The organism is Luteimonas saliphila, from assembly GCF_016774335.1.
Lineage (GTDB): Bacteria > Pseudomonadota > Gammaproteobacteria > Xanthomonadales > Xanthomonadaceae > Luteimonas > Luteimonas saliphila.
The window spans coordinates 168,536-194,634 of sequence record NZ_JAETWA010000037.1 but is presented as its reverse complement, the minus strand read 5'-3'; the positions used below and the strand labels follow the sequence as shown (position 1 = coordinate 194,634).

Below are 26,099 nucleotides of genomic sequence, written 5' to 3'. Positions count from 1 at the left end.
CCTGACGCCAGCCGCCTATGCCAAGCAGCTAGCTGAATCCGCTACAGTGAACCCGGACTCCAGATCAGACCGCTACTGAAAGCGGGGGGACGTCGTATCGGCAAGAGCGGCTGCAGGTGCGCCGTCGCAAGCGCAAGAAGGTGCTGGTGGGTGAGCGACAGCCGTTGCTGCGACCGATCCGGGCCAACGAGGTCTGGTCGATGGACTTCGTGTTCGACCGGACGGCGGACGGCCGGGTGATCAAGTGCCTGGTGATCGTGGACGATGCCACGCACGAACCGGTGGCGATCGAGGTCGAGCGGGCGATCTGTGGAAACGGCGTCAGCCGCGTGCTGGATCGGCTTGCGCTCAGCCGGGGTCTTCCAAAGGTGATCCGGACCGATAACGGCAAGGAGTTCTGCGGCAAGGCGATGGTCGCCTGGGCGCACGAGCGCGGGATCCAGCTGCGACTGATCGAGCCGGGCAAGCCGAACCAGAACGCCTACGTCGAATCGTTCAACGGCCGGCTGCGCGATGAATGCCTCAACGAGAACCTGTTCACCAGCCTGCTCCACGCGCGCACGGTGATCGAAACCTGGCGTCGCGAGTACTGCGAAAAACGACCCAAGAAAGCACTTGGTGGCCTGACGCCAGCCGCCTATGCCAAGCAGCTGGCTGAATCCGCTACAGTGAACCCGGACTCCAGATCAGACCGCTACTGAAAGCGGAGGGACGTCGAGGCTATTAGACCAGATCCTTACCCATGCGTGAAGCGTGGTTATCAACAACTGACTGGCGGATACCACCGTTTGCAGAAAACGGCGCATGTTTGATCACAAGGCCCGTTTGTCGGCACTGACCTGCACATGAGAATACCAACCGCGCCGCCTTCAAAGTCGGCAGTTCTGATTCATGTATGCACCGGACGAACGGGTCCGCCTAGAGCCTCCGCATTCAAGGAAAAGTCGAACCGGCTCGCTGCCGTGGTCATCGCTCCCGTGCGCAGATTCGCGGCTACGCGCGTTTGCGATAAATGTAAACGTACTTCTCTTGAGCGTCGTGATAGATGGGTTCGAACAGAAGATGAAGGAGCTTATACGCTTCCGCCCTCTTATCACCTGCCGCCTGCAGATGTGCACCACCAATCTTCTTCGGCTGAACGGGATAGTCCGAGAATAGAAACCAACCGTGCGACGAAAGCGCTTTCCAGATGTTGAAGATAACTTGACTCGGGTCCGATACATGCTCCAGGACTTCTGTGGCGTTGACGATATCGCAGGGAGGAAGATCCGGGTAAGCCGCCTCTTTGGTGACGGGTACGACCTCAGGCTGGCAGTTCCGAAGCTTGAATCTGTGTGCAGCGAACTCGACTGGACCACCCTCCAAATCACACAGAATAGGAGTGGCGCCGTGAGCGAAAAAAGACAGGGCGTAGTCAGCCGCCCCGGCTCCGTAATCGAGAAACTTGACGCCCTCGAAACCCTTTGGGTAGTAGAATCCGAGAAAATTCAAGGCACTCCTGGCAAAACTGAAGCGATTGTAGTGCAGCATCAATCGGGTGAGACTTAACATGAGGAAATCTTCATCCAGATAGCTATCCACGACGGACGAATGATCTTGCTTCGTGAACAGTACGTCACGAGGCTTTCTCAGCTGGTCAACGTTATAAGCCTTATAAAGCTCAACCACTTCCTGCCGGCTCTTGCCATAGAATGATGCGAGCTCGTCCGCCCGGTCCTCCTGTAGCGAAACATTCTTGTCTATTTGAGTCTTACGGGCCAGTTCGTCCAGTGAAATCATTAGGAATCTCCTCGGGATTCTCAAAAATCGCAGCAAAGGGACGGCCAGAAATCCAACACCCCAGCGATCTACCTGCCAAACTCGGCACTACTTAGATGGCGAGAAAGTGGAAGTCGTGAGAGACGCAGCTACGAAGTCGCTCAACCCCTAGATTTTGACTCGCGCAGCCCGGCTCGCAGACTCAGCCGAGGCCCCTTGCCTCGACGCCCACTCATATCTTTTGGATCATACCTGCAAACTCCTCCAGCACCCTCTGCAGAGACGACCTGTTCCTGACATCCTCCATAATTTCCAAACCATACTCCCATTCCTTGCTACCAAATAGGTCCCTGGCTCGCCTCAACTCCTCCACGATCCTCAACTCATCCAGATCATCGCTCACCAGGAATGGATAGTCGTTGCCCAGATAATAGCGCGCATCCCCAGCGTTCTTCTGGATAAGCATATTTGCTCCGCAATGCGCCGCAACGAAGCCTTTTAGAAATGGCTTGGCGCCATCAATGCCTCGCCGTTCTCGTACCGCATAGTGAAAGTTGAACCGACACAGGTTATCCATCCACTCCAACGATTGTTTGCTCGTATCGACTAGGTTAAAGCTCACCAACTCTTCGATGTGCTTGCCTCTAATCGTATTGACCAACTCCCCGAAATAACCCGCCCTGAATTCTCCAGGTTTGCATGAGCGGCTAAAATCGATCCTCGTGTCAACGTGATGCGTCACATGCGCAATGAACTTGTTTCCATAGCGTGTGAGATAATCCTTGTATCCTGCCAAGGACGACGCCATGATCACATCGATGTCATCAAGCAACTCAACATTAACTGGATCATCGACAAAATCCGCTACTAGGATATTCTTCTTGGAAAGTGAACGAATGACTTCCTGAGTATGCACTTTCAAGAAGCCTTTAGACAAAACTACGATCGAATCGGAAACTTCCAGCGAGTCTGTATAACTCACCGAACGATCGCCTTCGTAGAATCTCCGAACCGCCTCTGAAAGCTGCTGCGACCTCAGAATCGTTGACCCCGTGAACTGGTAGCTGGGAGCGTACAGGAAGGCGATCTCCATCTTGTTCGTCGCTCGAACCTTAGGCGTTCCTTTTTCATGGAGTTCGTCTTCACGATTCTTGTGTGGAATTTTCTCGAAGTAATCATTACTTCGTGATGTGCCCAAGTTGTCCGGGAGCACCTTGGGTTTGTATTTCTCCCGCCATACGAGGTACGCCAAGCTCAGCTGGTCGCGTGAGCTATGAGCTACGATCTCAGCCCACCACCGCTCCATGAACCGCATTACATGTTCTGTGCCATGCCGTCGCCAGATAAACGAAGCCTCGTACAATCCAGTATCCCTCGGAAGCCCGGCCTCATGATAGTGCTGAATCTGCCTGAGGATCGCAGAGGGTTCATGGCGCCGATGGCTAATGATTGCGCACGCCTCGAGATAAACGTCTTTCCGGACTGGATGACGCCACATTACGAAATCACCTGAAGCTAAGCAAATATCAATAAGTTCGGAGACTTTGCCAATCAGGAAGGTATTGGCATCGACGAACATCGAGTACTCGTACTCGTGTAAATAGTTATGCGGCAGGACTTTGATTATCTTTGCATTCAGATTCTCGCTATTCATTGCGGGATCGACTATAACTTGTCTCCAGCCGCAATCTTCCCGATCCCTATCTGTGAAGCATATATAGTCAACACCCGGAACTGGATTGATGACTGGGATCAAGTCGTCTATCCCTCCGAATAATGTCGTGAAAACGCATATGGACGGCCTGACTGGTCGATCCAGAAGGGTCTCGCAGCTCTTCTGGTTGCTAGGACTAAGTACATCATAGAGATGACGGTCGCCGCTCGAACTACGGTCAAAGACCACTATCGACCGGCCGCTGCGGCAGCTCTCACCGGGCTTGATGCCATTCCAGAAGTCGGACCACTCTCGCAGTGCGCTCTCCCACTCATACCTCAACACGTGACTCGTTCCCAGCGCTTCCCGCAAGGCGCCTGTGTATCCGAACTTTGTCCTGAAGTATGTCGGCAGATAGTCAGTCAGGAAATAGTCGCCGTTCATGGTTGCGCGCTTAATCAAGTCATAGCTTTGTAGCTCTTCTCGCAGCAAATTCTTCAGATAGAACTCGAGACCGGATTCGCTAGCGCCATCGGTGATGCGTGAACCTATGCTTGGAATTTCGGCGGGCTTGAAATGGTCGCTCGTCGCTCTATCCAGAATTCTTCCAACTGACTCGTAGTGTTCTACAGCAGAAACGCCGAGATACCCAACATCCGGATACTCGCTCTCATACCATTGATCTGAGAAAAGACCAACGCGCTTGGCCAGTGCGATCCAGTCGCTGCTGCTGGGTTTGGTTGTCATCCCCTCCCGACACCCATAGGCGAGAAAGTGATGGAGGGAGCACATCCCGCTTCTTTCAACATCCCGGCGCGCTAGAAGGTAGTAATTCGTACAGAATTCCTCGCTTGGATCGAGGCCGAGACAGTCTCCGTAGAGGATGAAATGCACGATTGGATCCATCCCCTCGATTACGTGACGCGGATATCTAGCGCAGTAGTACTCTCTATCAAAATAGTTTGACCTCAGGATTCTGTCGTGACAGGCTTGAAGATCCTTGTGCCTGCCCAGTATGTCCTGGCTTCCGAGCCACAGAGTAGTGTGGTGACTCGCAGCTGCATGACTTCTAAGCGAAACGACTGCATAGTCGTCCTGCTTGACGGACATCCTCTCTGTAGCATACAGGTCCATTTTCGCCGCAGCGGGCAATGCTCCAAATACGCGCTCCATCGCGTGTGCAGTAGTTCCATCACCCCCCGTCCGAACTGGGGCATTGTCGTTCTCCCCACACGCGATAATGCTATCCAGGTTCTCGATGAGCGGCCGGAGAAGTCTGCCTGAGATCCAGAACATCGTGCCGACCAGGAAGGGCCAGTCATCGAGATGAATATCCAGCCTGTCCAGTATTCTGCTGACCAGCGCGCCGTTGCCATACATCAGCGCCCTCGCCGAGCGATACTGAAATGCGGCGCCTACCATTCCGGCATCATGATCCTGCTGGAACAGGTCCATAATCGAGTGGACCAAAGCAGGCGAGCCACACAGCCCTTCAAGCATCATCTTGCCTTGGTGGGCGCCACTTTTTGACTTCTGGTTCTTGGTGTGGAGCTTCAAGACAGCGACATACTGATCAAGCCGCTCGGATTTGCACGCCTTCAGGAACGGCAAGACATCCATGCCGGCGTCTTCAAGCACCACAACTTTTATAGGCTGCGACTCGTCGGCGAAGGTTGCCTTCAGCTCTTCGCATATTTCTGGCCTGCACGTGATGTACACGTCCATCAAGTCGCCCAATGCAGCCAAGCGTTTGTAGATGTCTTGCCAGACACTTAAATAGTAAACGTGGACGCACACAGCGAACTTTGAGCCAGCCATAACAAAACACACTCCATACAAGTGCTACGCTTTTGAACTTGATGTACTCTCTTCAGACATTCCAGCCGAGGCGGCGAGAGTTGCCAGAGTATGTCCTATGGATCAGCCGCACAACGATCTAATCGGGCCTGTCGAAGCGCGGCACGTAATCGCCGCATCGTTTCCGCGGGATTCCGCTACGTGATCCTGCTCAATCACGCGAGCGGTCGCCGCGACATGAGGAGGCGTCCAATTCGCCGATCGGCATCACGCGACACCAATCGTGCGTGATCTTCTGGATCAACGGACGGACTGACATGTTCACGACTTGCCTGGCGGTCTGGGAGAGCGCCCTTCCGCTGCGCCATATCGAATGAAGTGCAGTAGTGGGTTTAGCCCAGATGCGGCGACGTCTGGGTTGCTGCGCAGATAGTGCCGGGTGTCAAAGTCGGGCGACGGATTCCGTCCTTCGGCGGCGCCCCTGACTAGGAAATGTGCTTCAGGTGCGATTCCACTACCCGAGACATCACTGTACTGGCTGGCGTACCACGTCGCATCGAACCAGCGACTCTCTCGCAACAGATGCAAACTGGAAACGGGCTCTTTCGAAAATGCTCGCCCACGCAGCCAAGCATGCGCTACGCGCAAAGGCATCACGAGTTTCCAGCATCGTCCGGATTGGAGCTCGGCAAGCTTGGTGTCCAATCGCGTCAGCTCGCCTGCGTACAGCTCGTTTGACTGGCGCAGTAGATTGATGCCTTGTTTGGCGCGCTCCAGCGCCTCACTAGCTTCATCATAGTCGACACGCATGCTCGCCAGCTTGGCATTCACTTCCACCGCGTCGGCCTCTACCTCAGCCTTCGCAGCCTGCAACTGCTGTCCAGTATGCTTAGCTTCCAGATACAAGCTCGTTAACTCCGCGACTTCCCTGAATCGGTCGCTCACCTGCTCACGTAGTTGGCTAAGCTGCTTCTCAGTGCTGGTACGGACTGCTTCCGCGCGGTCAATCGACGCGGACTGCATCGCCGCTCGCTCGTCCGCCCTTGCCAGTTTGGATCGAAGTTCAGCAATCTCCTTCTCGAGCGCTTCTTGCTGCGTCGCTCTATCGGAATTTACCGAATCGAGCTCGGCTCTCAGGTTAGCAGTATCCTCTCGGAGTGCAGCTACTTTCGAGTCATGGTCACTGACCAGCCGTTCCAGATTCTCGCATAGTGCCGACAAGGAACTGCATTTTTCATCTCGTCCTTGCAGCTCCTTCCGCGCACATTCCAGCGCTTCAGTGTGCTCCCCCAGACTCTTGCCTCGCTGGGCACTCTCGTCCATTGCCGCCGTCAGTTGCTTCAGTGTTCGGTCCAACTCAGACTTTGAATCTTGGAGTTCGGCTGTGACATCACGGCTACGCTGCTCAAGCTGGGCCACGTCGCCCTCCAGTTTGGCAGTCCGCTCGACCTCTTGGCGAAGGCGCGCCGAGAGCTCAGCGCTGGCTTTCCGGGCAATTTGCTCCTGCTCCTTGAATACGATTCCATAAGTCGATGACGTGCTGTCGAACTGGGTTCGAATACGATCGAGCGTATGAATCTCACTATCCTCCACCTCATCTCCAGATGACCGCTTCTTTAGGATGTGGTACACCGACGAAACCCAAACAGCCAGCTCGTCTTCTGGAGCAATGCGGGGAGCCGGGTAGCCGTAGTGCCGCAGATCTTCCGTCAGGAAGTCAGCGATATCCAACTCGGCTGCCGGAGACCATCTTGGCCATTTAATAGCTAAGTCGGAAGCGAGGCGTGCCACCTCAACTTTCCAGTCTGATACCAATCCTTCGTAAGTCGTGAATGCGCGATCTAACCCTCGAGTGGCGAATTCCGCGTCAAGCACGTGCCGCAGCCACAATAGTAGCGCTCGATTCTTTCCCAGCTTGTCTCTTGCATTCAACGAATGTGCGACATCAAACGGATTTCTTACGGGCAGAATGATTTTTGGCTTGATCTCCTTATGGTCGAGAACCTGTTTCCAGAGCGGAAAGAACCTGCAGATGCGAGGATCCTTCACGAGAAGAAGGCGAGTGCCGCCATACTCTTCGTCGATCACAGCGCCTAGCTTCTCAGAGAACTCGGTTGCAACAGGCGACTTAAACCAGTCCGGATTGAATCTCCCCCAATCGTCCCACCGTGTTCCGGCTGAAGCGAGTATTTGGTCATGCAGTACCATCAGCTCCGTGGACTCCCAGTAGCCACGAGCATTGTTTGCGTTCGCCTTCATCAATGTCCGAGGACTCGTGGCACCGAGCAGCGCAAGTGTGCCAGCCAACGCCGAAGTACCAGATCGATGCATCCCCAACACCATGAGCGCATACTTGGAGCTGGGCTGAACTCTGGTCTTTCGATTCGACGCTGCCATCATCTAGTCTCGCTGGTCAGTAAATCCTGAAAGTCGCGGCCTACCTGTGGCGAAGCGAACGAAGCGTGTCTCGCCACACCTGCACGGAGCCGTCTGACTGCAATGAAGTCGCTTGTACCTGATCTTGCCAGTTCGCCGATTGCGGGCTCAAGCCTTCCATTCCGGACGACAGCAGTTCATCGATCGCAGGCAGCCATGAATCGTGTTGATTTGGGCACAGAATTCCGGTGCCGTCGCCGACGGAAGTCCGATACGCAGGCACATCGCTGTAGACCGCCGGCAACCCCGCCGAAAGATAATCCAGATACTTGACGTTCGACTTGGCCGCATTGAAGTCGTCATCGACGAGGGGCGCGATCGCGAACGTACAGCGGCTCGCCACCGCCCGGAACCATGCCACGAAGGATGGATAATCCGACGTACCCGCGGGGCGGTGGATCGCCTTGGAATGCGAGAGGACGTAGCCGCCACCGATCTGGAGGAACTGCACATCCGGGTGCCGCTGCCGGATCTCCCCCAGCACGGGGTCGATCATCTCCAGGTCGCGCGCGTGCGAGTTGGTCCCCATATACAGGATCCGCCTGCGCCCGTCGGTCAATCCCAGGGGCGCACAGACCTGCTCGATCCATGCCTCGTCCAGGGGCGATTGCCACAGCAGTCCGTCGAGCGCATTGGCGATGACCCGCACCGGCCTGCCGTGCCGCCGCAGCTTGTCCGCAAGCGGCTGCGTCGAGGTGGTGATGATGCTGGCGGTCGATGCGATCCTGTCCATCGACGCGATGGCGTCTTCGTCGATCGAGTGGTCGGTATGCTGTTCCGGGATCTCCCACAGCAGATCGTCGATCTCGAAGACATGTGGAATGCCCTGCCGGGAGAGTGCGTCCAGGACGGCTTCAGTATGTGTAGATGGCACCGCGTCGCGCTGGATCACGACCATGTCCAGGCCTGCCGCGCCACCGGCCACCAGTTCATCCGGGGTGATCGCCCGGAACAGGATGTCGCCACTGCGTTGCAGCGCGGCCATTGGCCGCAGCAGGCGGATATGCGCAGTAGCAGGATGCCGCCCTGTGCTGGCGTCGCCTTTCAGGACCAGGCCGACCCTGGCCGGCACATTCCCCTCGCGCTCGAGCAACCCGTGGTACTCCAGCCGATAGCGGAACGCCATCGCCCTGACGCTGTCGGCGGTTCCTGTCGTCCGTTGCCACGCATGGACCTGCGCGGTCCGGGCGGCATGATCCCCGGGGGCATCGCGGATCGAACGCAACACGTCCAGCAGCTGTTGCGGCGACGAGCCCAGGGGCGCTACCCAGCCTGCGCCCGACTGCCGGATCCGCTCCCCCACCGAGCCCAGGTCCAGGCCGAGCACGGGGATTCCGGAAGCCCACATTTCGGTGAGCGTGTGGCAATACGTTTCCGGGCACACCGAGAAGACGATGCCGATGTCGGGCCGGATCGCCCGCACCTTGTCGGCGAACTCCTCGCGCCCGTACTCGCCGTGGTGGACTCCGATGCGCTTCAAGCCGGCCGCGGTACGGCCCAGGAAGTGGAACTCGATGTCGCCGTTGGCGAGCCCGTTGATTCCCTCGATCAGCAGGGAACCCTTGCTCGGGCCGATGTTGCCCGGCACCAGGACTTTCAACCTGCGGTCCGGCGCCGGCCGCGCGGTGACCTGCTCGAACGCCGGGAAATCACGACCGTGCGGGATGATCCGCAGCCTGTCCCGGGTGGCGGGAAACACCTGGGTCACCAGGTCGGCCGCCGCCTGGGAGGTCGTGACGAAGAGGTCGCAGTCGTCGAGAAAGCCCTGCATCATCGCGCGCCATCTGGGCAGGAAGGCGGCCGGCATGGGCTGGTTGGTCCACAGCGGGTTGAGTCTGTCGCCCTCGATGCCGGCTCCGCGATAGACGTTGTCCACGTCGAGCAGGTTCACAGACGGGCACAGGGTGTAGAAGTCGTGGAAGGAACAGACCACCGGCACTCCCAGCGCCTTGGCCGCGGCGGCGAGCCCCAGCCCATGCCAGGCGATATGGCGCACATGCACCAGGTCGATCGAGTGCCGGAACAGCATGTCCGAAACGATCCGGTCGTACTCGTCGGAACGATGCGGGACCTGGGTGATCCGGAAGTGCAGCGCACGGCACTCCACCTGCTCCAACGCGCCATTGGCGAGCCGGGACAACACCACCTGGGTCGAATCGCACCTCAGCAGGTACCCCTCGTACTGCTCTTCGACCGCGCGCATCAGGTCGAGGTTGGTTTGCGGCGTGCCTCCCGTGGTGGTCGAGATCACGAACAGGATGCGCTTGCGCGGCGGATGCGCGCGTCGGCGGGCCAGCTCGCCCCTCACGGTGGCCCTGAGCATGGCGAACTGCAGGTCGCTGAAGCGTGCCGTCAACCCCTTGTACTCGGGATACAGGATCGCCAGTTGCTCGCCGCCCGCCGCCACGAGCCTGGCCTTGGATTCGCCGAAGCTCTGCGTGCGCAGGTGGTAGACGTAGGCCTTGTCGCAGACGACGTTTCGCCATCCGGCATACATCATCCGCATGCACAGATCGTTCTCCTCCCCGTAACCGGTGGGGAAATGCGCCTCATCGAAGGCGCCGACCTCCTCGAGCGCATCACGCCGGAGATACAGGCAAAAGCCGTTCCCTGTGGGGACATCGATGGGAAAACCCGCGCCCGCCTGGCTCACGAGCCGCGCCGTCAGCGCCCGGTCGAGGTGTGGCGGTATCGGATTGTTCGTCCCGATCTCCGGCACGGAGAAGGCACCCGCATTGTCCGACAACGCTGTGGCAGTGCCGATGTCCGGCTGCGAATAGGCGCAGTACCTCAGGTTGTGGAGCCATCTGTCCGACACCACGGTATCGCTGTTCAGCAGGACCACGTCGCGCCCTTCGGCAAGGGAGATCGCCTTGTTGATCGTCCTGGTGTAGCCGATATTCCGCTCGTTCTCGACGACCGAGAAGCCGGGTACGCTGGAGAACCGGAGTAGCAGCGTGGGAATCGCCTCGTCGGTACTCCCATCGTTGACCACCAGTACCTGCGTCCCAGGCGGCATGGCGGTTCGCGCCAGCGATTCGAGGCAACCCCCGACCGCCGCGGGGGCATTGAACACCGGCACGACGACCGTGACAGGACGCAGCACCCCCTGCCTGTGCGCCCGGAGGAACCAGGACAGCGGCATCTCTCCCCTGGGCCTGGCGTTGAAGAAGGTTGCCGGCGCGCCGTCCAGCACTGGACCTCCGCCCGCGAAACGCACTTCGACCTGTTGCCTGTCGCGGATGGTTCCAGGCAGAACCTGCAACGAGAATCCCGCAGCGGCTGCCCCGATCCCCTCTGCGATCACGTCCGACCGGGGCGTCGACGTCCGGAAGTTCATCACGAAAGAACCGTCCACCCACAGTTCGAGGGTGACTGGCGCGTTGTTCTGGCGGCAGTCGACCGCCCAGCCGGCAATGGTGTCTCCAGCCGCCTTGTCCAGATGCCCTGTGAGGAAGCCGGCTCCCTGGCCGGCCGTCATCCCCAGCGCTTCGTCCGTGCCCGCATTCCAGTCCGCGCCCTGCCTGGCCTCGGCCCTGCCCACGTCAAGATAGTGGAGCAACAGCGCCAATCCATCCCGGGCGTCGACATCCGGATACCGACCGGCGTAGTAGAGCGGATCGAATTCGGGACCAGGTGGTCGCCGCAGCGCAATTCCCAAGGCCAAGTAATGCTGCAGCGGATCCATGCCCGCGTACGACACATCGGGATTGCGGCTGGCATACCACTCGGGATCGAGAATGGCCGAACCGGCGATCTTCTCCCGGGTCTGGGAATCCAGTTGGACGACCATGTGCGCTACGCCCCTCCCCGTCCTTGTTTCAGAAAGTGGGTCAGTGGATCGTCCAGTGCACCCGGATTCTCGGCGATGTACTGCACGATGTCGAAATAAGGACTGACCTGCCGTCCTTCGAGCCGACCGAACAACAGGTAGTGGTCAAGCGGATCCAGCCCGGAGTTCGCCACGTCGGGGTTTCTTTCGAGATACCACCGCGCGTCGAAGATGCCGGATCGCCGGATCCTCGCCTTCCTCCTGCCGAACAGGAATCGATGGTAGCGGCCGGACAGGCGCGCCAGGAAACCCTTCGCTCGCCCGGCCGAGAACGGCTGAGTGGACGGCTGGGTTCCGGTTGCCGCCCCGGACGTTCCAGAGGCCATCAGCACTGCAAGGTCGGCAAGTTCGCGGCAACGCCTGTCATGTTCTTCCCTGAGCGAGGCGTTCCGGGCTTCCAGCGTGCGCACCCTGTCCCTGAGCGCATGCATGGCGTCCAGTTCGTCGTACGCACGGCGCAACCGTTCTTCCAGCTCCCGGATGGTGTCGATCCGCCCAGCGGTCGCTTCCCGGGTAGACAGCTCCCCGCGGGGGACGTCGGGTTTGCCGAGCGCAGCGGCGACTCCGACCAGTGGCTGCACACCGGGCGCCGTTTCCGGGCTGCCGGCGTCACGGCCTTCCTGGTCCGTCCGGAGCTTCATTGCCCGACCCGCCTGGCCGCACCGCCAGTCTCCGAGGGGGTGTTGGGTAGCCTGGCGGCCAGGCTCAGCCTGCAACCGGCGGTCGTGGTGAACTGCGCCTCGACCTTGCCCTTGCCGAAATCGAACATCGCCTTGCCCGTCCTGACTTCCAGCACGAAGCCTACGCGTCCATGGACGAGGCCCAGATGCGCCTGCACGTCGGGGCGGCTCTGCTTCTCGAGCCGGATGACCGCTCGCTCCCGATAGCCGATCTTTACCTTCCAGTCCGAGGGCAACTGCCCGGCCTCGTCGATCGCCCAACCGCGGATCGTGACCACGCCACGATCCTGCGCGACTTCATCGATGCTGCCCGCCGGCGCCAGCTCGCGGGCGCCTGCCGCCGCGCTGGGGCTCTCGTCGGCCAGGCTCGCGGCGAAGCGATCGATCCGCTCCATGGCCATTTCCCGCGGCGAGGGTGCGATACCCATGCGATCCCAGCCCAGGTCGACCACGAAGTATCCCATGTCGCGCAACGACGCCCGGACCTGCTGCTGCCGGGACAGCGGGATGAAAGCGTCCAGCGCGAAGTCGGTACCCTGCGCCTGGCTGGCCAGAACGCGGGCAAGCTCAGCGCCGAATCCTTCGTCGAACGCCGCCTCGACGACCTGGTCGATGCAGTAGGGCGAATACAGCTTCCGCACGAGCGCCGCGAGTTGCGGCGAAGCCGCGACATCGTCGCCCGCGGCAATACGCGCGACCACCTCATCCCCGGAAACGATGCGAATACCGGCCTTGGGAAAGAGGCCGTTCGCGATGCTGCTCTTCCCATAGCCGGGCGGAAGCATCAACAGGTAGGCGGTGGGTTTGCGCCGGCTGACATGCATGACGTGTCGTTCCACCGGATCGCCCGCTTGGCGGACGCTCGGCCCCATCCATTTCCACGCATACGGGGCGAGCACGTCCTTCAGTTTCCGCATCGTGGGGTAGAGGCGGCGGTCGAAGCCGCGGTCGATCTCGATCCACTCGTTCTCGTGGGAAGAAACAATGCCGAGCTCCAGCACCAACACGCCATCCGGGGACAGCAGCTCCACGAGCCTGGAGACCAGCGTCTCCTGGTCGTCGGCATAGTGCAGCGCGGACGCGAGCAGGACGACGTCGAATGGCCCCTGCGGCAGATCGGACCAGTCCTGCTGCACGAATTCGCAACCCGCGAACCTCCGTCGCGCGCGCTCGATGAAAAGCGCGGACTTGTCGATTCCGACCGAACGGCTGGCGCCGATGAAATCGGCGAACCCACAGAAGAATCCTTCGTTGCAGCCGACATCGAGGAAACTGCGGCCGCCGAGGTCTGGCAGGTTCAGTGCCTTGAGCTTCTCCAGCGTCTGGGAGGCGCCGGGGCTATCAGGGAAGGACTGGTATTGCGACATGTCGTTGTCCAATCGTCTTGGAGCGCTGACGTAAGCGCTCAGTGGGCCCGGACGCGGCCCATCGCCGCCAAGACCGCCGGTCCCAGGCGCAGCGGTGCGTCCGCCTCTTCCGCGGTGCGTCCGCCCAGCACGTTAGCTCCGACCAGATCCTGCACAGCCGTAGCCTCGGGCACCTCGACGATGGCGTGGAACCCGCACTCCTCCTCTGCGAGCCCGAAGTGCCTCACGACATCGCCGCGCTTGATCCTGGCCTCAATCTGGATTGCGTAGCGATAACCGTTGAGCTCCAGCGCGGCGCCAGAGGGGATCGCACCCTCATCGTCGATCATCCACCCCTTCACGAAAAAACGCCCTGCGTTATCCAGCGCGCGGATCTCCTCCACCGCGCCGTAGATCTGCGCTAGCGCGCGTTCCTCTGGCGTCGCTTCCACGAACTCGTTGTTGCGTACCTTCGCCAACAGCTCATGGTACGCGCCAAGCGCGGCGGCGATATCGCCGGCAAATACCTTGCGCCCGCCTTCGAGCACGATGCCCTTGTTGCATACGTCGCGCAGCAGACCGACGCTGTGGCTCGCCAGCACCACGATCCGGCTGCCACTGACGCGGTTCTGCATGCGCTCTTTCGCGCGGGCCATGAAGTTGGCGTCGCCGGTGCCGACCCACTCGTCCATCAACATGATGTCGTGCTGGACTGACGTAGAGATCGCGAAACCCAGCCGTAGCCGCTGCCCCGAAGACAAGGTTCGCAGGCGATGTCCTGCCTTCTGACCGAGGCCTGCGAACTCCAGGATCTCCCCCACGTTGTCGCGCAGGTATTCAGAGCGCAGACCCATCGCCACGCCCCGAAGGAAGATGTTCTCGCGCACGGTAGCTTCGCCGTTGAAGCCGAGCGACATGTTGAGCAGCGCCTGGCAACTGCCCTGGACGTCGATCCGCCCGCTGGTCGGTTGGTACACACGATTGAGGACGCGAAGCAGGGTGCTCTTGCCCGCACCATTGCGGCCCAGGATCGCGACCCGGTCACCATCGCGGATATCCAGATCGACTCCATCGAGCAGTCTCGCCAACTTCCGTTTGGGAGGATCGAAAGCGGCCCCGAGGAACATGTCCAGCCAACCCGAGGACGCTCGTTCGCGCTGCAGGAAGACAGGGACGTCGAGCGTCAATTTAGAAGCGCGGATATAGGCGCTCATGACGTCAAATCCATAACGGGACATAACGCGCATACCTGCGGTACAGCCACGTAGCGAGCAGCAGTCCGGCGATGGTCATCACGCCCACTACGGCCACGCTCACCGTTTCCACGGGCTTGCCCATGATAGGGGAACGAAATACCTCGACGAAGTGGTAAAGCGGATTCATTTGCATCAGTCTCGCCCGCAAGCTGCCCTCCGGCACCGATTCGGTGTACCAGATGATTGGGGTCAGGAGGAACATGAACAACGACACATTGACCAGCAAGTGGCCGAAATCGGTGAACCTAGCTCCGATAACCGCGAAGGCGACACTGATCCAGAGCGCGTTGAGATAGATCAGGAACATCGTTGGGACGGCGAGCAGCAATCCCTGCAGATCTGCGCCTCCGCGCAGTGCGAGGGCCACCGCCGTCACTGGGAGGAACATCAGCAGGTCGAAGCTCGTACGCGCGAGCGACTGCAGGATATAGTCGGTCAGCCGCATGTGGCCGTCCAGGATGAAAGAGTGGCTGCTGCTGAAGACACCAGCGCTTCCAATCAGGGCGGACATCAGCAATCGGAACACGATCATGCCCAAACCGACATGCGTGGCGAACTCCGAGATCCGACTTCCGTACATGCCCGCAAAGAATGCGCCTATGCCGAACACGTAAACCACAGCAGGCGCAAGCAGCCAAAGTGGACCGAGGAAGGATTTGCGCGAGCGCACCAGGATATCCAGCCAGCTGGACATCGCCCAGAATCCCGGGTTACGGAAGCTCTCGGCCAACTCATGCCACAGCCTGCCGGCGACCAGCAGCTGGCCGCTGTCGCGGATGGTGGATGTACTGCCCTCCGCAGGCGCGCTCACGACAGCGCCGCGTCCAGGTCCGCGCGCAGGTCGCCCAGCGCCTCCACGCCCACGCTCAGCCGCACGAGGTCGTCCCCGATCCCCAGTCGCGCGCGGTTTTCCGGCGGCACCGAGGCATGCGTCATCACCGCCGGATGGTTGACCAGGCTCTCCACCCCGCCCAGCGATTCGGCCAGGGTGAACAGCTGCGTGCGCTCGCAGAAGCGCTTCGCCGCCGCGAACCCGCCCTTGAGGCGGACCGAGACGATGCCGCCGAAGCCGTCCATCTGCCGCTGCGCCAGCGCGTGCTGCGGGTGCGAGGGCAGTCCCGGGTAGATCACCTCCGCCACCGCGTTGTGCGCCTGCAGGAATTCGGCGATCGCCTGCGCGTTCTCGCAATGCGCGCGCATGCGCAGGTGCAGCGTCTTCAGTCCGCGCAGCGCGAGGAAACTGTCGAACGGACCCTGCACCGCGCCGCAGGAGTTCTGCAGGAACGCGAGCCGCTCGGCGAGCTCGGCATCGTCGCCGACCACCGCGATGCCGCCGACCATGTCGGAGTGGCCGTTGAGGTACTTGGTCGCCGAGTGCATGACGATGTCGGCGCCGTGTTCCAGCGGCCGCTGCAGGATCGGCGAGGCGAAGGTGTTGTCGACCACGACGATCAGGCCGCGACGCCTGGCGATCGCCGAGATCGCCGCGATGTCGACGATCTTCAGCATCGGGTTGGTCGGCGTCTCGATCCAGACCAGCTTCGTCTTCGCCGTGATCGCGGCTTCGAAGGCGGCCGGAGCGGTCATGTCGACGAAGCTGAAGTCCAGTCCGGCGCTGCGCCGGCGCACGCGCTCGAACAGGCGGAAGCTGCCGCCGTAGAGGTCGTCCATCGCCACCACGTGGTCGCCGCTGTCGAGCAGCTCGAGCAGGGTGGCGGTCGCCGCCATGCCGGAGGCGAAGGCGAAGCCGCGGCTGCCGCCCTCGAGCCCCGCGACGCAGCGCTCATAGGCGAAGCGCGTGGGGTTGTGGGTGCGCGAGTACTCGAAGCCCTGATGCACGCCCGGGCTGGCCTGGGCATAGGTGCTGGTGGCGTAGATCGGCGGCATCACCGCCCCGGTGCTCGGGTCGGGCGCCTGCCCGGCGTGGATCGCCTTGGTGCCGAGCCCCCAGCCAGCCGTGTCGACCGCCTCGCGGGGGTCCGTCATGTCGCTGAATCCGTTGAATTCCGGGCCGAGATTCTAGCATCGCGCCCATCCCGGCCGGGCCTTCAGTGCACCCGCCTTCGCAGCCAGTTCAGCAGGTCGATCCGCGTGATCAGGCCCAGGAACCGGGGGCCGTCGACGACGATGGCGACATGGCCGCGGTCGAACACCGGCAGCAGCGACTCGACCGGGGACTTCACGTCGAGGATGTCGAGCTTGCGCACCATCGGGGTCGAGACCGGGTCGCGGAACCGCAATTCGTCGCCGTACACGTGCAACAACACGTCGCTCTCGTCGAGGATGCCGACGATCTGGTCGCCGTCCATCACCGGCAGCTGCGAGATCTCATACAGCTTCATCCGCTGGTAGGCGGTCACCAGCAGGTCGCCGGGCGCCAGCACCACGGTGTCGCGCTGCGAGTACGGACGCAGGATCAGGTCGCGCAGGTCGCCGTGCTGCTCGCGCTCGAGGAAGCCGTTGTCGAGCATCCAGTAGTCGTTGTACAGCTTGGACAGGTACTTGTTGCCGGTGTCGCAGACGAAAACCAGGACTTTCTTCGGCACGGTCTGCTCGCGGCAGTAGCGCAGCGCCGCCGCCAGCAGCGTGCCGGTGGAGGAACCGCCGAAGATGCCTTCGGTGCGCAGCAATTCGCGTGCGGCCAGGAAGCTCTCCTTGTCGCTGATCGCGTAGGCCTTCTTCACCCGGCTGAAGTCGGAGATCGACGGCAGGAAATCCTCGCCGATCCCTTCCACCATCCAACTGGCCGACTTGTCGCTGAGCGTGCCCTCGTTGATGTATTCGGCCAGGATCGAGCCCACCGGGTCGGCCAGGACGAGCTCCACGTCCGGGGCATGTTCGGCGAAGCAGCGCGACAGTCCGGTCATCGTGCCCGAGCTGCCGCAGCCGAACACCACCGCATCCAGCCCACCAGCGTCGGCCATCTGCCGCAGGATTTCCGGCCCGGTCCCGTGTTCGTGCGCCGCCGGGTTGTCGGGATTGCCGAACTGGTTGACGAAGTAGGCCCCGGGCGTCTCCGCGGCGATCCGGGCGGCCAGGTCCTGGTAGTACTCCGGATGGCCCTTGGCCACGTCCGAACGGGTCAGCACCACCTCGGCGCCCATCGCCTTGAGGTTGAAGATCTTCTCGCGGCTCATCTTGTCCGGGACCACGAGCACCAGCCGGTAGCCCTTCTGCTGAGCCACCAAGGCCAGGCCGATGCCGGTGTTGCCCGCGGTGCCCTCGACCAGGGTGGCGCCGGGCCGGAGGTCGCCGCGCGCCTCGGCGGCCTCGATCATCTTCAGTCCGATGCGGTCCTTGATCGATCCGCCGGGGTTCTGGCTCTCGAGCTTGAAGTACAGCTCGCACACGCCCGCGTCGAGGCGCTGCGCCTTGACGATCGGGGTCCGGGCGATCAGCTCGAGGACGGAAGCGTGGATGGTCATGCGCGTTCGATGCGGCAGCCGGAGGAACGGCGATTATCGCACCGGGCCGTGCGCAGCCATACGGGGCGGGTCGCGCGACGACCAACAGCACACGGGCGACGGCGGCCGACGAGGATGGCCGCCGCCGCCCGTGACTTCGGAAAACGTCAGTGTTGCAGGGTGTCGTAGAGCCGGGTCAGGCGGTCCTTCGCAGCGAGCTTCTCGCGCTTCATCTGCGACAGGGTGGTGTCGTCGATCGGGAGCACGCCGAGTTCGGCATCAAGCACCTTCTTGTCGAGTTCCTTGTGGCGCTGGTAGAGCTGCTTGAACTCCCGGTTGTCGTTGATCAGCTTGTCGAGTTCCGCCTGCGGTTGCCCTTCGAACATGGAAATCCTCCTGCGAACATGCAAACGCCCCGGCCGGTCAGGGCACGGGGCGTCGTCTCGGGTGGCAGACCGGGCGCAAGCGGCAACCCCCACCTGCACGCCCCGCCCGGCGGACTGCGCTGCCGGTGCTGGGGAGCTGGTGCGGGATCGGCTCGGTCATCGTCGGTCTGGCTCGGTCGCCAGGCGGCTGGAGCGAAAAGCTGCCGCCTGGGTATCCGACCCTACTCCTCCCTGCGGGGGTCGACAAGGGCCACCGGCAAGGTCCCGACCGGGCGCGGATCACGAATCGGCCGGCCTTGTGCAGGCGTTCAGATCCGATCGCCGGAACGCAGCGATCCGGCGCATGCGCCGGACGACAAATGGTTGAATTTGAAAGGGATTAAGCCGGCGAGTCAGGGCTGCGGCGGTGCCCCGTCCCCCTCCAGGCTGCGCAGCAGTTCCTCTTCCTGGCGCTTGAGCTCGGCGGCCCGCTCGCGGGAGGCCCGCAGGCGGGCGGCCTCGCGCGAGGAGACGCCCTGGAGCACGGTTTCGGCTTCCTGCCGGGCCATCGACTCGGCCTCGGCCGCCTCGCGCAGGCGCGCGGTTTCCTCGGCCTGGATCTGGGTCTGGATGCGCAGGCGCTCGGCCTCCTGGCGGGCCCGCGCGGCCTCGCGCCGACTGGCTTCCAGCAGCAGGTCGGCACGCTCGCGCTCGAGTCGGTCGATCTCGCGTCGCGCGGCTTCGGTACGCGCCGCGATCTCGGCGGTTTCCACCCGCCACTGCGCGATCTGCAGCGCCGATGGACGCGTGCGGGCGCGTGCACTCACCAGTGCGTCGACCGCCTGCCGCGCCTGCAGGCGCTCCAGCGAAGCGAAGCCGCTGAGCGAGGCGTCCGCTTCGATCGCGACCAGCCGCTGCGTCAGCTGCGCGGCCTCCGGGTCATCGGCCGCACGCGCCATGGGCAGGGCCAGCAGCAGCGACAGGCAGGCGGCAAGCCGCAGTCCGGTGCTCATGGTGCGTCCTCCATCCGCAGGCGCTGGCGCAGGTCGGCGATCTCCGCGCGTCGCTGGCCGAGTTCGGCCTCCGTCGCGGCTTCCCGGCTGCGCGCCGACGCGAGTCCGGCGAGCGCGGCGGACCGCGTGGCGAGGTCGCGCGCATCGCTTTCGCGACCCGCCGCCATCGCCGCCTGCGCCTGCGCGAGCAGGCTCCGGGCGCGCCCGAGCTCATCGGCGGCGTACTGGTCGGCATCGGCATCGGCGGCGCGCGACACCGCCTGCTGGGCGGTGTTCAATTCCGCCGTCGGCGGCGGCATGCTCGCGCAAGCCGTGAGCACGAGCACGCATCCGCACACCAGTGCCTGCAGCGTCAACCTGAATTGTGCGAAGCTTGCCGGCATTGGGGGGCCGTCCCGCGGGGTGGGTGTCCGGCCATTGTCATCAGCCTTCGCCGGATTCGCAAACGCCCCGGCGGGCCATTGGGGGTTCATACATGGACATCGGCTATTTCCTGAAGCTGATGACGGAAAAGAACGCGTCGGACATGTTCCTGACCACCGGCGCGCCGGTCTACATCAAGGTCGAGGGCAAGCTCTACCCGCTCGGCAACACCGGCCTGCCGACCGGCATGGTGAAGAAGATCGCCTATTCGCTGATGGACGAGGGCCAGGTGCCGCAGTTCGAGCGCGACCTGGAATTGAACATGGCGATCTCGCTGCAGGACTCGGGGCGCTTCCGCGTCAACGTGTTCAAGCAGCGCGGCGAGGTCGGCATGGTGATCCGTGCGATCCGCAGCACCATCCCGACCATCGAGGAGCTGCAGCTGCCGCAGGTGCTCAAGGACATCATCATGGCCCCGCGCGGGCTGGTGCTGCTGGTGGGCTCCACCGGTTCGGGCAAGTCGACCTCGCTGGCCTCGATGATCGACTACCGCAACAGCACCACCTCCGGGCACATCCTCACCATCGAGGATCCGATCGAGTACCTGCACCGGCACAAGAAGTCGATCGTCAACCAGCGCGAGGTCGGGCTCGACACCCACGCCTTCCACAACGCGCTCAAGAACGCGATGCGCGAGGCGCCGGACGTGATCCTGATCGGCGAGATCCTGGACGCGACCACGATGGAGGCCGCGATCGCCTTCGCCGAGACCGGGCACCTGTGCCTGGCCACACTGCACTCCAACAACGCCGACCAGACCATCGAGCGCATCCTCAACTTCTTCCCCGAGGCCGCGCACAAGAACGTGCTGATGAACCTGGCGCTGAACCTGCGCGCGGTGATCTCGCAGCGCCTGGTCGTCGGCGTCGACGGCCGCCGCATGCCCGCGACCGAAGTGCTGATCAACACGCCGATGATCCGCGACCTGCTGCGCCGCGGCCAGGTGCACGAGATCAAGCAGGCGATGGAGGAGTCGCTGGAGGAAGGCATCGAGAGCTTCGACCAGTGCCTGTACCGGCTGTTCAAGGAAGGCCGGATCGAACGCGAGACCGCGCTGCGCGCGGCCGACTCGCGCGAGGGACTGGATCTCAAGTTCCGCCTGTCCGAAGGCGCGACCGGCGAACACGATCCCTACGCGGACGTGTTCGGCTCCTCGCACTGATCCGCCGCAGCCGCTACCCACGGCGTCACGCCTGCTGCGGCGCGTCCGGCTGGCGGTCGGGGGCCGCGTCGCGGAACTCGGGCAGCTCCAGGCAGGCCTGCTCGATCGCGACGATCGTCGGGTAGCGCGCCATGTCCACGCTGAAGCGCCGGGCGTTGTAGACCTGCGGCACCAGGCAGCAATCGGCGATCGTCGGCATGTGGCCATCGCAGAACGTGCCGGTCGCCGGATGATCCTGCAACAGCGCTTCGAAGGCCTCGAAGCCCTCGGTGATCCAGTGCCGGATCCAGACGTCGCGCTCGGGCTGCGGTACGTTCCAGTCCTGTTCGAGGAAACGCATCACCCGCAGGTTGTTGAGCGGGTGGATGTCGGCCGCGACCAGTTGCGCCAGCGCGCGCACGCGCTGGCGTTCGCGCGAGGTGGCGGGCAGCAGCGGCGGCGAGGGCCAGACCTCGTCGACGTATTCGAGGATCGCCAGCGATTGCCGGAACAGCCGCTGCCCGTGCTGCAGGACCGGCACGAGCTTCTGCGGGTTGGTGGCGGCGAATCCGGGGGCGAGTTGCTCGCCGCCTTCGCGCAACAGATGCACCGGCACGGTCTCGTAGGCCAGCCCCTTGAGGTTGAGCCCGATGCGTACCCGGTAGGCGGCACTCGACCGCCAGTAGGAATACAACCGCAGTTCTTCGTTCACGCCGGCGCCCCCTGGGCCAGTGGTCCACTTCCGATCATGCCGCCTTCGAGGTGGCGCCCGTACCGCGGCGGCCCCGCGCGCCCGGCCGCAGGACCGGTGCGCGCTGACGCATGGCAGTGCACGCGTGCGGCATGTCGTGTCGCGCACCCCTGCGCGTCCCCGCCTTCGCGCCGCACCATCCACCCCATACGCGTTCCGGCGCCCGTTCCGGCCGTCGCGCAACCCAACGGGTCATCCTGACCGCGCCGCGCGAGTCGCGTTCGCCACTCGTCGCGCCAACCCCCCGCCCGTCAGGGCGCCGCCTGACGCTCGATCCGCTGCTCGATCGCGCCGAAGATGCTGCGCCCCTCGCGGTCCAGCATCTCGATCCTGACCAGGTCGCCGAACGACATGAAAGGCGTCACCGGCGCGCCCGTTTCCAGCGCCTCGACCGTGCGCCGCTCGGCGAAGCAGGACGCGCCGGTGGACGTGTCCTGATTGGCGATGGTGCCGGAACCGACCAGGGTCCCCGCCGACAGCGGCCGCGTCCTGGCCGCGTGCGCCACCAGCTGGGCGAAATCGAACTGCATGTCCACGCCCGCCTCGGGCGCGCCGAACCACTCGCCGTTGATGTGGGTCAGCAGCGGCAGGTGCAGCTTGTTGTCGCGCCAGGCATCGCCGAGTTCGTCCGGGGTGACGAACACCGGGCTCAGCGCCGAGCGCGGCTTCGACTGCAGGAAACCGAACCCCTTGGCCAGCTCGCCCGGGATCAGGTTGCGCAGCGAGACATCATTGACCAGGCCGACCAGCTGGATGTGCGCGGCGGCCTGCTCCGGCGTGACCGCCATCGGCACGTCGTCGGTGATCACCACGATCTCGGCCTCCAGGTCGATCCCGTACTCCTCGCTCACCACACGCACCGGATCGCGCGGACCGTGGAAGCCGGCACTGGTGGCCTGGTACATCAGCGGGTCGGTGTAGAAGCTCTCCGGGACTTCGGCGCCTCGCGCCCGGCGGACGCGCTCGACGTGCGGCAGGTAGGCGCTGCCGTCGAGGAACTCGTAGGCACGCGGCAGCGGCGCGGCCAGCGCGTTGGGGTCGAGGTCGAACACGCCGTCGGCATCGCCGGACTCGAGCGACTGCGCCAGCGCATTCAGGCGCGGCGCGGTGTTGCTCCAGTCCTCCAGCGCGCGCTGCAGCGTCGGCGCGATGCCGGTGGCCCGGACCGCGCGCGCCAGGTCGCGCGAGACCACCACCAGGGTGCCGTCGCGGCCGCCTTCCTTGAGGGAACCGAGTTTCATTGCCGCTCCAGCCGCCGGATCAGGATTTCAATTGTAACGAGTCGCCGGCGCCGGTCGTGGCGATCGCGCCGCGGACAGCCGCAGGGACGCCGCGATCAGTCGTCGCCCTGGAAGCCACCCGCGCGGTAGGTCAGCACCAGCGTGTCGCGGTAGCCGCCGGCGTCGTCGGCCGGCTGGATCGGGGTCGACTCGTGGATCATGCGCGCATCGTCCAGGAACAGCAGCGACCACGGCTGCAGCAGGGTGAAGCGCTGCCCGTCGGGGCCGTCGGCCTGGAACACGCGGGTCTCGCCCCCCTTGACGGCGTGGCGCGCGACCAGGATCACGGCGACGAAATCGACACCGTCGCGATGCGCCCCCTCCGGCGTCGGCCGGCCGATGCCGTCGGTGGTGTCGATCCGGAACTGGTGCGCCTCGACGTACCACGGCCGGTCGCCCTTCAGTGCCGAGCACCAGCGCCCCAGGCCGCGCAGCAGCGACGACCAGGCCGGCGCGGCGACCGTCTCCGGCGCGATCGGCTCGAACATGCGCAGCATGCCGCCGTGCAGCGCGTTGTAGTCGAGCGACTGCCAGTGCGCGCGGTGCGGCGCCTGGCGCACCTCGTCGCCCTCGACCACGAAGCACGAATGCCGGCGGCTGCGGTAGCGGCCGCCATCCCTGAGGTAGCCATCGGGCGGCAGGTCGTTCCAGCCTTCCTCCAGGCGCGCGAAATCCTCACCGCGCGCCTGCGCCAGCTCGGCGAGCGCCGCCGCCGGGAGCACGGCGAAGCCGCGCGCGCGAATGTCGTCGAGCGCCTGCCGGACCTCGGACAGGGGCGGGGGGAACGGAGCCGTCATCGGCGGATTATCGCCGGATTCCGCCGTGCGGCGGGCCCGAATCGGGAGGCGGGCGTGGCCGCCGGGGCGGTCGGCGATCGCGACCGGGTGACGCACGCCCTGCGGCGGCGTTCGCCTGGATCGAGGCGCCGCACGGGCCCGACGCACCGGCAGCCTCCGCGCCAGCATCCGTGCGTCCGGTGCCAGTGCACGCGCCGGAGACGAAAAGACCCGCCGGAGCGGGTCTTTTCGTATCGCGGATTGGCAGCCCCGGATGGATTCGAACCACCGAATGCCTGAGTCAGAGTCAGGTGCCTTACCGCTTGGCGACGGGGCTATGGAACCGATTGTAACGCCACCGCGGCGCGGTGGCGTCGATGCCGATTAACGCTTGGAGAACTGGGTGGCGCGGCGTGCCTTGTGCAGGCCGACCTTCTTGCGCTCGACCTCGCGCGCGTCGCGGGTCACGAACCCGGCCTTGCGCAGGTCGTTCTTCAGCGTTTCGTCGTACTCGACCAGCGCCCGGGCGATGCCGAGGCGGATCGCGCCCGCCTGGCCGGTGGTGCCGCCGCCGGTGGTGGTCACGAGGATGTCGAAGCTTTCCGTGTTCTTGGTCAGCTCCAGCGGCTGGCGCACGATCATGCGCGCGGTCTCGCGGCCGAAGAACTCGTCCAGCGGACGACCGTTGACGGTGATGCTGCCGCTGCCCTTGCGCAGGAACACGCGGGCGGTGGAGGACTTGCGACGGCCGGTGCCGTAGTTCTGGGTGATAGCCATCGTTTAGATATCCAGGGGCTGGGGCTGCTGGGCGGCGTGCGGATGCTCGGCACCCTTGTACACCTTGAGCTTGCGGTACATGGCGCGGCCGAGCGTGTTCTTCGGCAGCATGCCCTTGACCGCGATCTCGATCACCCGCTCCGGGTGGCGCGCCAGCGCCTGGGCCAGCGACTCGGTCTTGAGGTTGCCGATGTGGCCGGTGAAGCGGTGGTACTTCTTGTCGGCCAGCTTGTTGCCGGTCACCGTGATCTTCTCGGCGTTGATCACCACCAGATAATCGCCGGTGTCGACGTGCGGGGTGTAGACGGGCTTGTGCTTGCCGCGCAGGCGGCGCGCGAGTTCGGAACTCAGGCGGCCCAGCGTCTTGCCGGTGGCGTCGACGAGATACCAGTCGCGCTGGACGGTCTCGGACTTGGCGGTGAAGGTCTTCATCGAAAATGACTCCGGGCGGGGTGCCTGGTCGGGCTGGTTCCGGGGCCTCGGGGGCGGCGGAACGTCACCACGCGTTGTGATTGCGGGAAAAAGAAGCGGAATTCTAGCCTTCGGCGCCGCCACGCGCAAGTTGGGTCCCGCCACGCTGGCATCCCCGGGGCCGACGGGCGACGATGGGGTCCCCGCCAGAGCCGTGGCCGCGCAGGTCCGCGGCCACCCGGAGTCCCGATGCCTGCCTCCCCCGCCCCGCAGTTGCCCGCCACCCGTCCCGCCCCGCCTCGCGCCTCCCCGCGCCGGCTGGAGCCCCTGGACCAGCTGCTGGTGGAGGCCCAGCGCGCGCTGGAAACGGTGTTCGGCCAACCCGCGGCCCGCCGCGCCAACCCGGCAGCCGACACCCCGGACGTCGAGCTGGACCCGGCCGAGCGCCGCCATGCCGCCGGGCTGATGCGAATCAACCACGTCGGCGAGGTTTGCGCCCAGGGCCTGTACTTCGGCCAGGCCGCGGTGGCGCGCGAACCGGCGACCCGCGAGCACCTGCTGGAGGCCGCGCAGGAGGAAACCGACCACCTGGCCTGGTGCGCCGACCGCCTGGGCGAGCTCGACAGCCGCCCCAGCGTGTTCAACCCGCTGTGGTACGGCGGCAGCTATGCGCTCGGGGTGGCGGCCGGCCTGCGCGGCGACGGCTGGAACCTCGGTTTCGTGGTCGAGACCGAACGCCAGGTCGAGGCCCACCTCGACGAACACCTGCAGACCCTGCCGGAGGCCGACCAGCGCAGCCGCGAGATCCTGCGCCAGATGAAGCAGGACGAGGCCCGCCACGCCGACAGCGCCGAACTCGCCGGCGCCCGCATCCTGCCACAGCCGATCCCGGCGCTGATGGCGGCGGCATCGAAGCTGATGAAGACAGTGGCCTACCGGCTGTGATCGATGCCGGCCGGGGCAGACCCGGGGTCAGAGTCGAGTTTTCGCCCGGAGAGC

At 63.7% G+C, this 26,099-nt stretch carries 20 protein-coding genes, 1 tRNA gene and 1 pseudogene; 3 read left to right on the top strand and 19 right to left on the bottom strand.

Annotated features, from left to right (window positions below; all coding sequences use genetic code 11):
- Positions 1 to 95: 95 nt before the first annotated feature.
- Positions 96 to 701 (top strand): annotated as a pseudogene (locus tag JMO03_RS11200) (IS3 family transposase); the annotation flags it as partial.
- A gap of 292 nt (positions 702 to 993) precedes the next feature.
- On the opposite strand, the gene JMO03_RS11195 reads toward JMO03_RS11200, so the two are convergent.
- The 13 genes from JMO03_RS11195 to JMO03_RS11135 form a co-directional block, all read right to left on the bottom strand.
- Positions 994 to 1,779 carry a class I SAM-dependent methyltransferase gene (locus tag JMO03_RS11195; RefSeq protein ID WP_202843330.1) on the bottom strand — a complete coding sequence of 262 codons (786 nt, stop codon included), beginning with the start codon at positions 1,777 to 1,779 and terminating at the stop codon, positions 994 to 996.
- A 211-nt stretch (positions 1,780 to 1,990) separates the two neighbouring features.
- The gene (locus JMO03_RS11190; protein WP_202843328.1) at positions 1,991 to 5,230 is read right to left on the bottom strand and encodes a rhamnan synthesis F family protein; all 3,240 of its coding nucleotides are present in this window, start codon (positions 5,228 to 5,230) and stop codon (positions 1,991 to 1,993) included.
- Positions 5,231 to 5,530: 300 nt separating this feature from the next.
- Positions 5,531 to 7,468, bottom strand: coding sequence for a hypothetical protein (locus tag JMO03_RS11185; RefSeq protein WP_202843326.1), 1,938 nt, complete (start codon positions 7,466 to 7,468; stop codon positions 5,531 to 5,533).
- Between the two features lie 178 nt (positions 7,469 to 7,646).
- Entirely contained in the window at positions 7,647 to 11,438 is a 3,792-nt protein-coding gene (locus JMO03_RS11180; RefSeq protein WP_202843324.1) for a glycosyltransferase, read from the bottom strand.
- 5 nt (positions 11,439 to 11,443) lie between these two features.
- Entirely contained in the window at positions 11,444 to 12,118 is a 675-nt protein-coding gene (locus JMO03_RS11175) for a hypothetical protein (protein WP_202843322.1), read from the bottom strand.
- Positions 12,115 to 13,524 carry a class I SAM-dependent methyltransferase gene (locus tag JMO03_RS11170; protein WP_238346079.1) on the bottom strand — a complete coding sequence of 470 codons (1,410 nt, stop codon included), beginning with the start codon at positions 13,522 to 13,524 and terminating at the stop codon, positions 12,115 to 12,117. The genes JMO03_RS11175 and JMO03_RS11170 overlap by 4 nt, the downstream gene beginning before the upstream one ends.
- Before the next feature lie 38 nt (positions 13,525 to 13,562).
- Positions 13,563 to 14,717, bottom strand: coding sequence for an ABC transporter ATP-binding protein (locus tag JMO03_RS11165; RefSeq protein WP_202843318.1), 1,155 nt, complete (start codon positions 14,715 to 14,717; stop codon positions 13,563 to 13,565).
- 4 nt (positions 14,718 to 14,721) lie between these two features.
- Positions 14,722 to 15,570 (bottom strand): ABC transporter permease, encoded by an 849-nt coding sequence (locus tag JMO03_RS11160; RefSeq protein WP_202843316.1) that lies wholly within the window; start codon positions 15,568 to 15,570, stop codon positions 14,722 to 14,724.
- Positions 15,567 to 16,745: a cystathionine gamma-synthase gene (locus tag JMO03_RS11155; RefSeq protein ID WP_202843315.1), complete on the bottom strand. Its 1,179-nt coding sequence runs from the start codon at positions 16,743 to 16,745 to the stop codon at positions 15,567 to 15,569. Before JMO03_RS11155 ends, JMO03_RS11160 begins: the two co-directional genes overlap by 4 nt.
- A 62-nt stretch (positions 16,746 to 16,807) precedes the next feature.
- Positions 16,808 to 18,184: a pyridoxal-phosphate dependent enzyme gene (locus tag JMO03_RS11150; RefSeq protein ID WP_202843314.1), complete on the bottom strand. Its 1,377-nt coding sequence runs from the start codon at positions 18,182 to 18,184 to the stop codon at positions 16,808 to 16,810.
- A 146-nt stretch (positions 18,185 to 18,330) separates the two neighbouring features.
- Positions 18,331 to 18,549 (bottom strand): HP1242/YdcH family protein, encoded by a 219-nt coding sequence (locus JMO03_RS11145; RefSeq protein WP_149103673.1) that lies wholly within the window; start codon positions 18,547 to 18,549, stop codon positions 18,331 to 18,333.
- Positions 18,550 to 18,941: 392 nt separating this feature from the next.
- Positions 18,942 to 19,541, bottom strand: coding sequence for a hypothetical protein (locus JMO03_RS11140; RefSeq protein ID WP_202843312.1), 600 nt, complete (start codon positions 19,539 to 19,541; stop codon positions 18,942 to 18,944).
- Positions 19,538 to 19,819, bottom strand: a complete 282-nt coding sequence (locus tag JMO03_RS11135; RefSeq protein WP_238346078.1) for a DUF4398 domain-containing protein — start codon at positions 19,817 to 19,819, stop codon at positions 19,538 to 19,540. The genes JMO03_RS11140 and JMO03_RS11135 overlap by 4 nt, the downstream gene beginning before the upstream one ends.
- A 197-nt stretch (positions 19,820 to 20,016) precedes the next feature.
- Between JMO03_RS11135 and JMO03_RS11130 the strand changes: the two genes are divergently transcribed.
- Positions 20,017 to 21,126 (top strand): PilT/PilU family type 4a pilus ATPase, encoded by a 1,110-nt coding sequence (locus JMO03_RS11130; RefSeq protein WP_202843311.1) that lies wholly within the window; start codon positions 20,017 to 20,019, stop codon positions 21,124 to 21,126.
- A 25-nt stretch (positions 21,127 to 21,151) separates the two neighbouring features.
- On the opposite strand, the gene maiA is transcribed toward JMO03_RS11130, so the two are convergent.
- From maiA to rplM, 6 genes are all read right to left on the bottom strand, one after another.
- Complete coding sequence (maiA, locus tag JMO03_RS11125) at positions 21,152 to 21,817, bottom strand: maleylacetoacetate isomerase (RefSeq protein WP_202843310.1); 666 nt, start codon at positions 21,815 to 21,817, stop codon at positions 21,152 to 21,154.
- Positions 21,818 to 22,107: 290 nt separating this feature from the next.
- Complete coding sequence (locus tag JMO03_RS11120) at positions 22,108 to 23,097, bottom strand: fumarylacetoacetate hydrolase family protein (RefSeq protein WP_202843309.1); 990 nt, start codon at positions 23,095 to 23,097, stop codon at positions 22,108 to 22,110.
- 95 nt (positions 23,098 to 23,192) lie between these two features.
- On the bottom strand, positions 23,193 to 23,933 hold the full coding sequence (locus JMO03_RS11115; RefSeq protein ID WP_202843308.1) for a 2OG-Fe dioxygenase family protein: 741 nt from the start codon (positions 23,931 to 23,933) through the stop codon (positions 23,193 to 23,195).
- 241 nt (positions 23,934 to 24,174) lie between these two features.
- Positions 24,175 to 24,249 (bottom strand) — tRNA-Gln (locus JMO03_RS11110).
- 47 nt (positions 24,250 to 24,296) lie between these two features.
- A complete protein-coding gene (gene rpsI, locus JMO03_RS11105; RefSeq protein WP_202843307.1) occupies positions 24,297 to 24,689 on the bottom strand; it encodes a 30S ribosomal protein S9 in 393 nt (130 codons plus the stop codon).
- 3 nt (positions 24,690 to 24,692) lie between these two features.
- Positions 24,693 to 25,121, bottom strand: a complete 429-nt coding sequence (rplM, locus tag JMO03_RS11100) for a 50S ribosomal protein L13 (RefSeq protein WP_149103662.1) — start codon at positions 25,119 to 25,121, stop codon at positions 24,693 to 24,695.
- Positions 25,122 to 25,349: 228 nt separating this feature from the next.
- Here rplM and coq7 point away from each other — a divergent pair, with 228 nt between their 5' ends.
- Positions 25,350 to 26,045 carry a 2-polyprenyl-3-methyl-6-methoxy-1,4-benzoquinone monooxygenase gene (gene coq7, locus JMO03_RS11095; RefSeq protein ID WP_202843305.1) on the top strand — a complete coding sequence of 232 codons (696 nt, stop codon included), beginning with the start codon at positions 25,350 to 25,352 and terminating at the stop codon, positions 26,043 to 26,045.
- Positions 26,046 to 26,099: the final 54 nt, after the last annotated feature.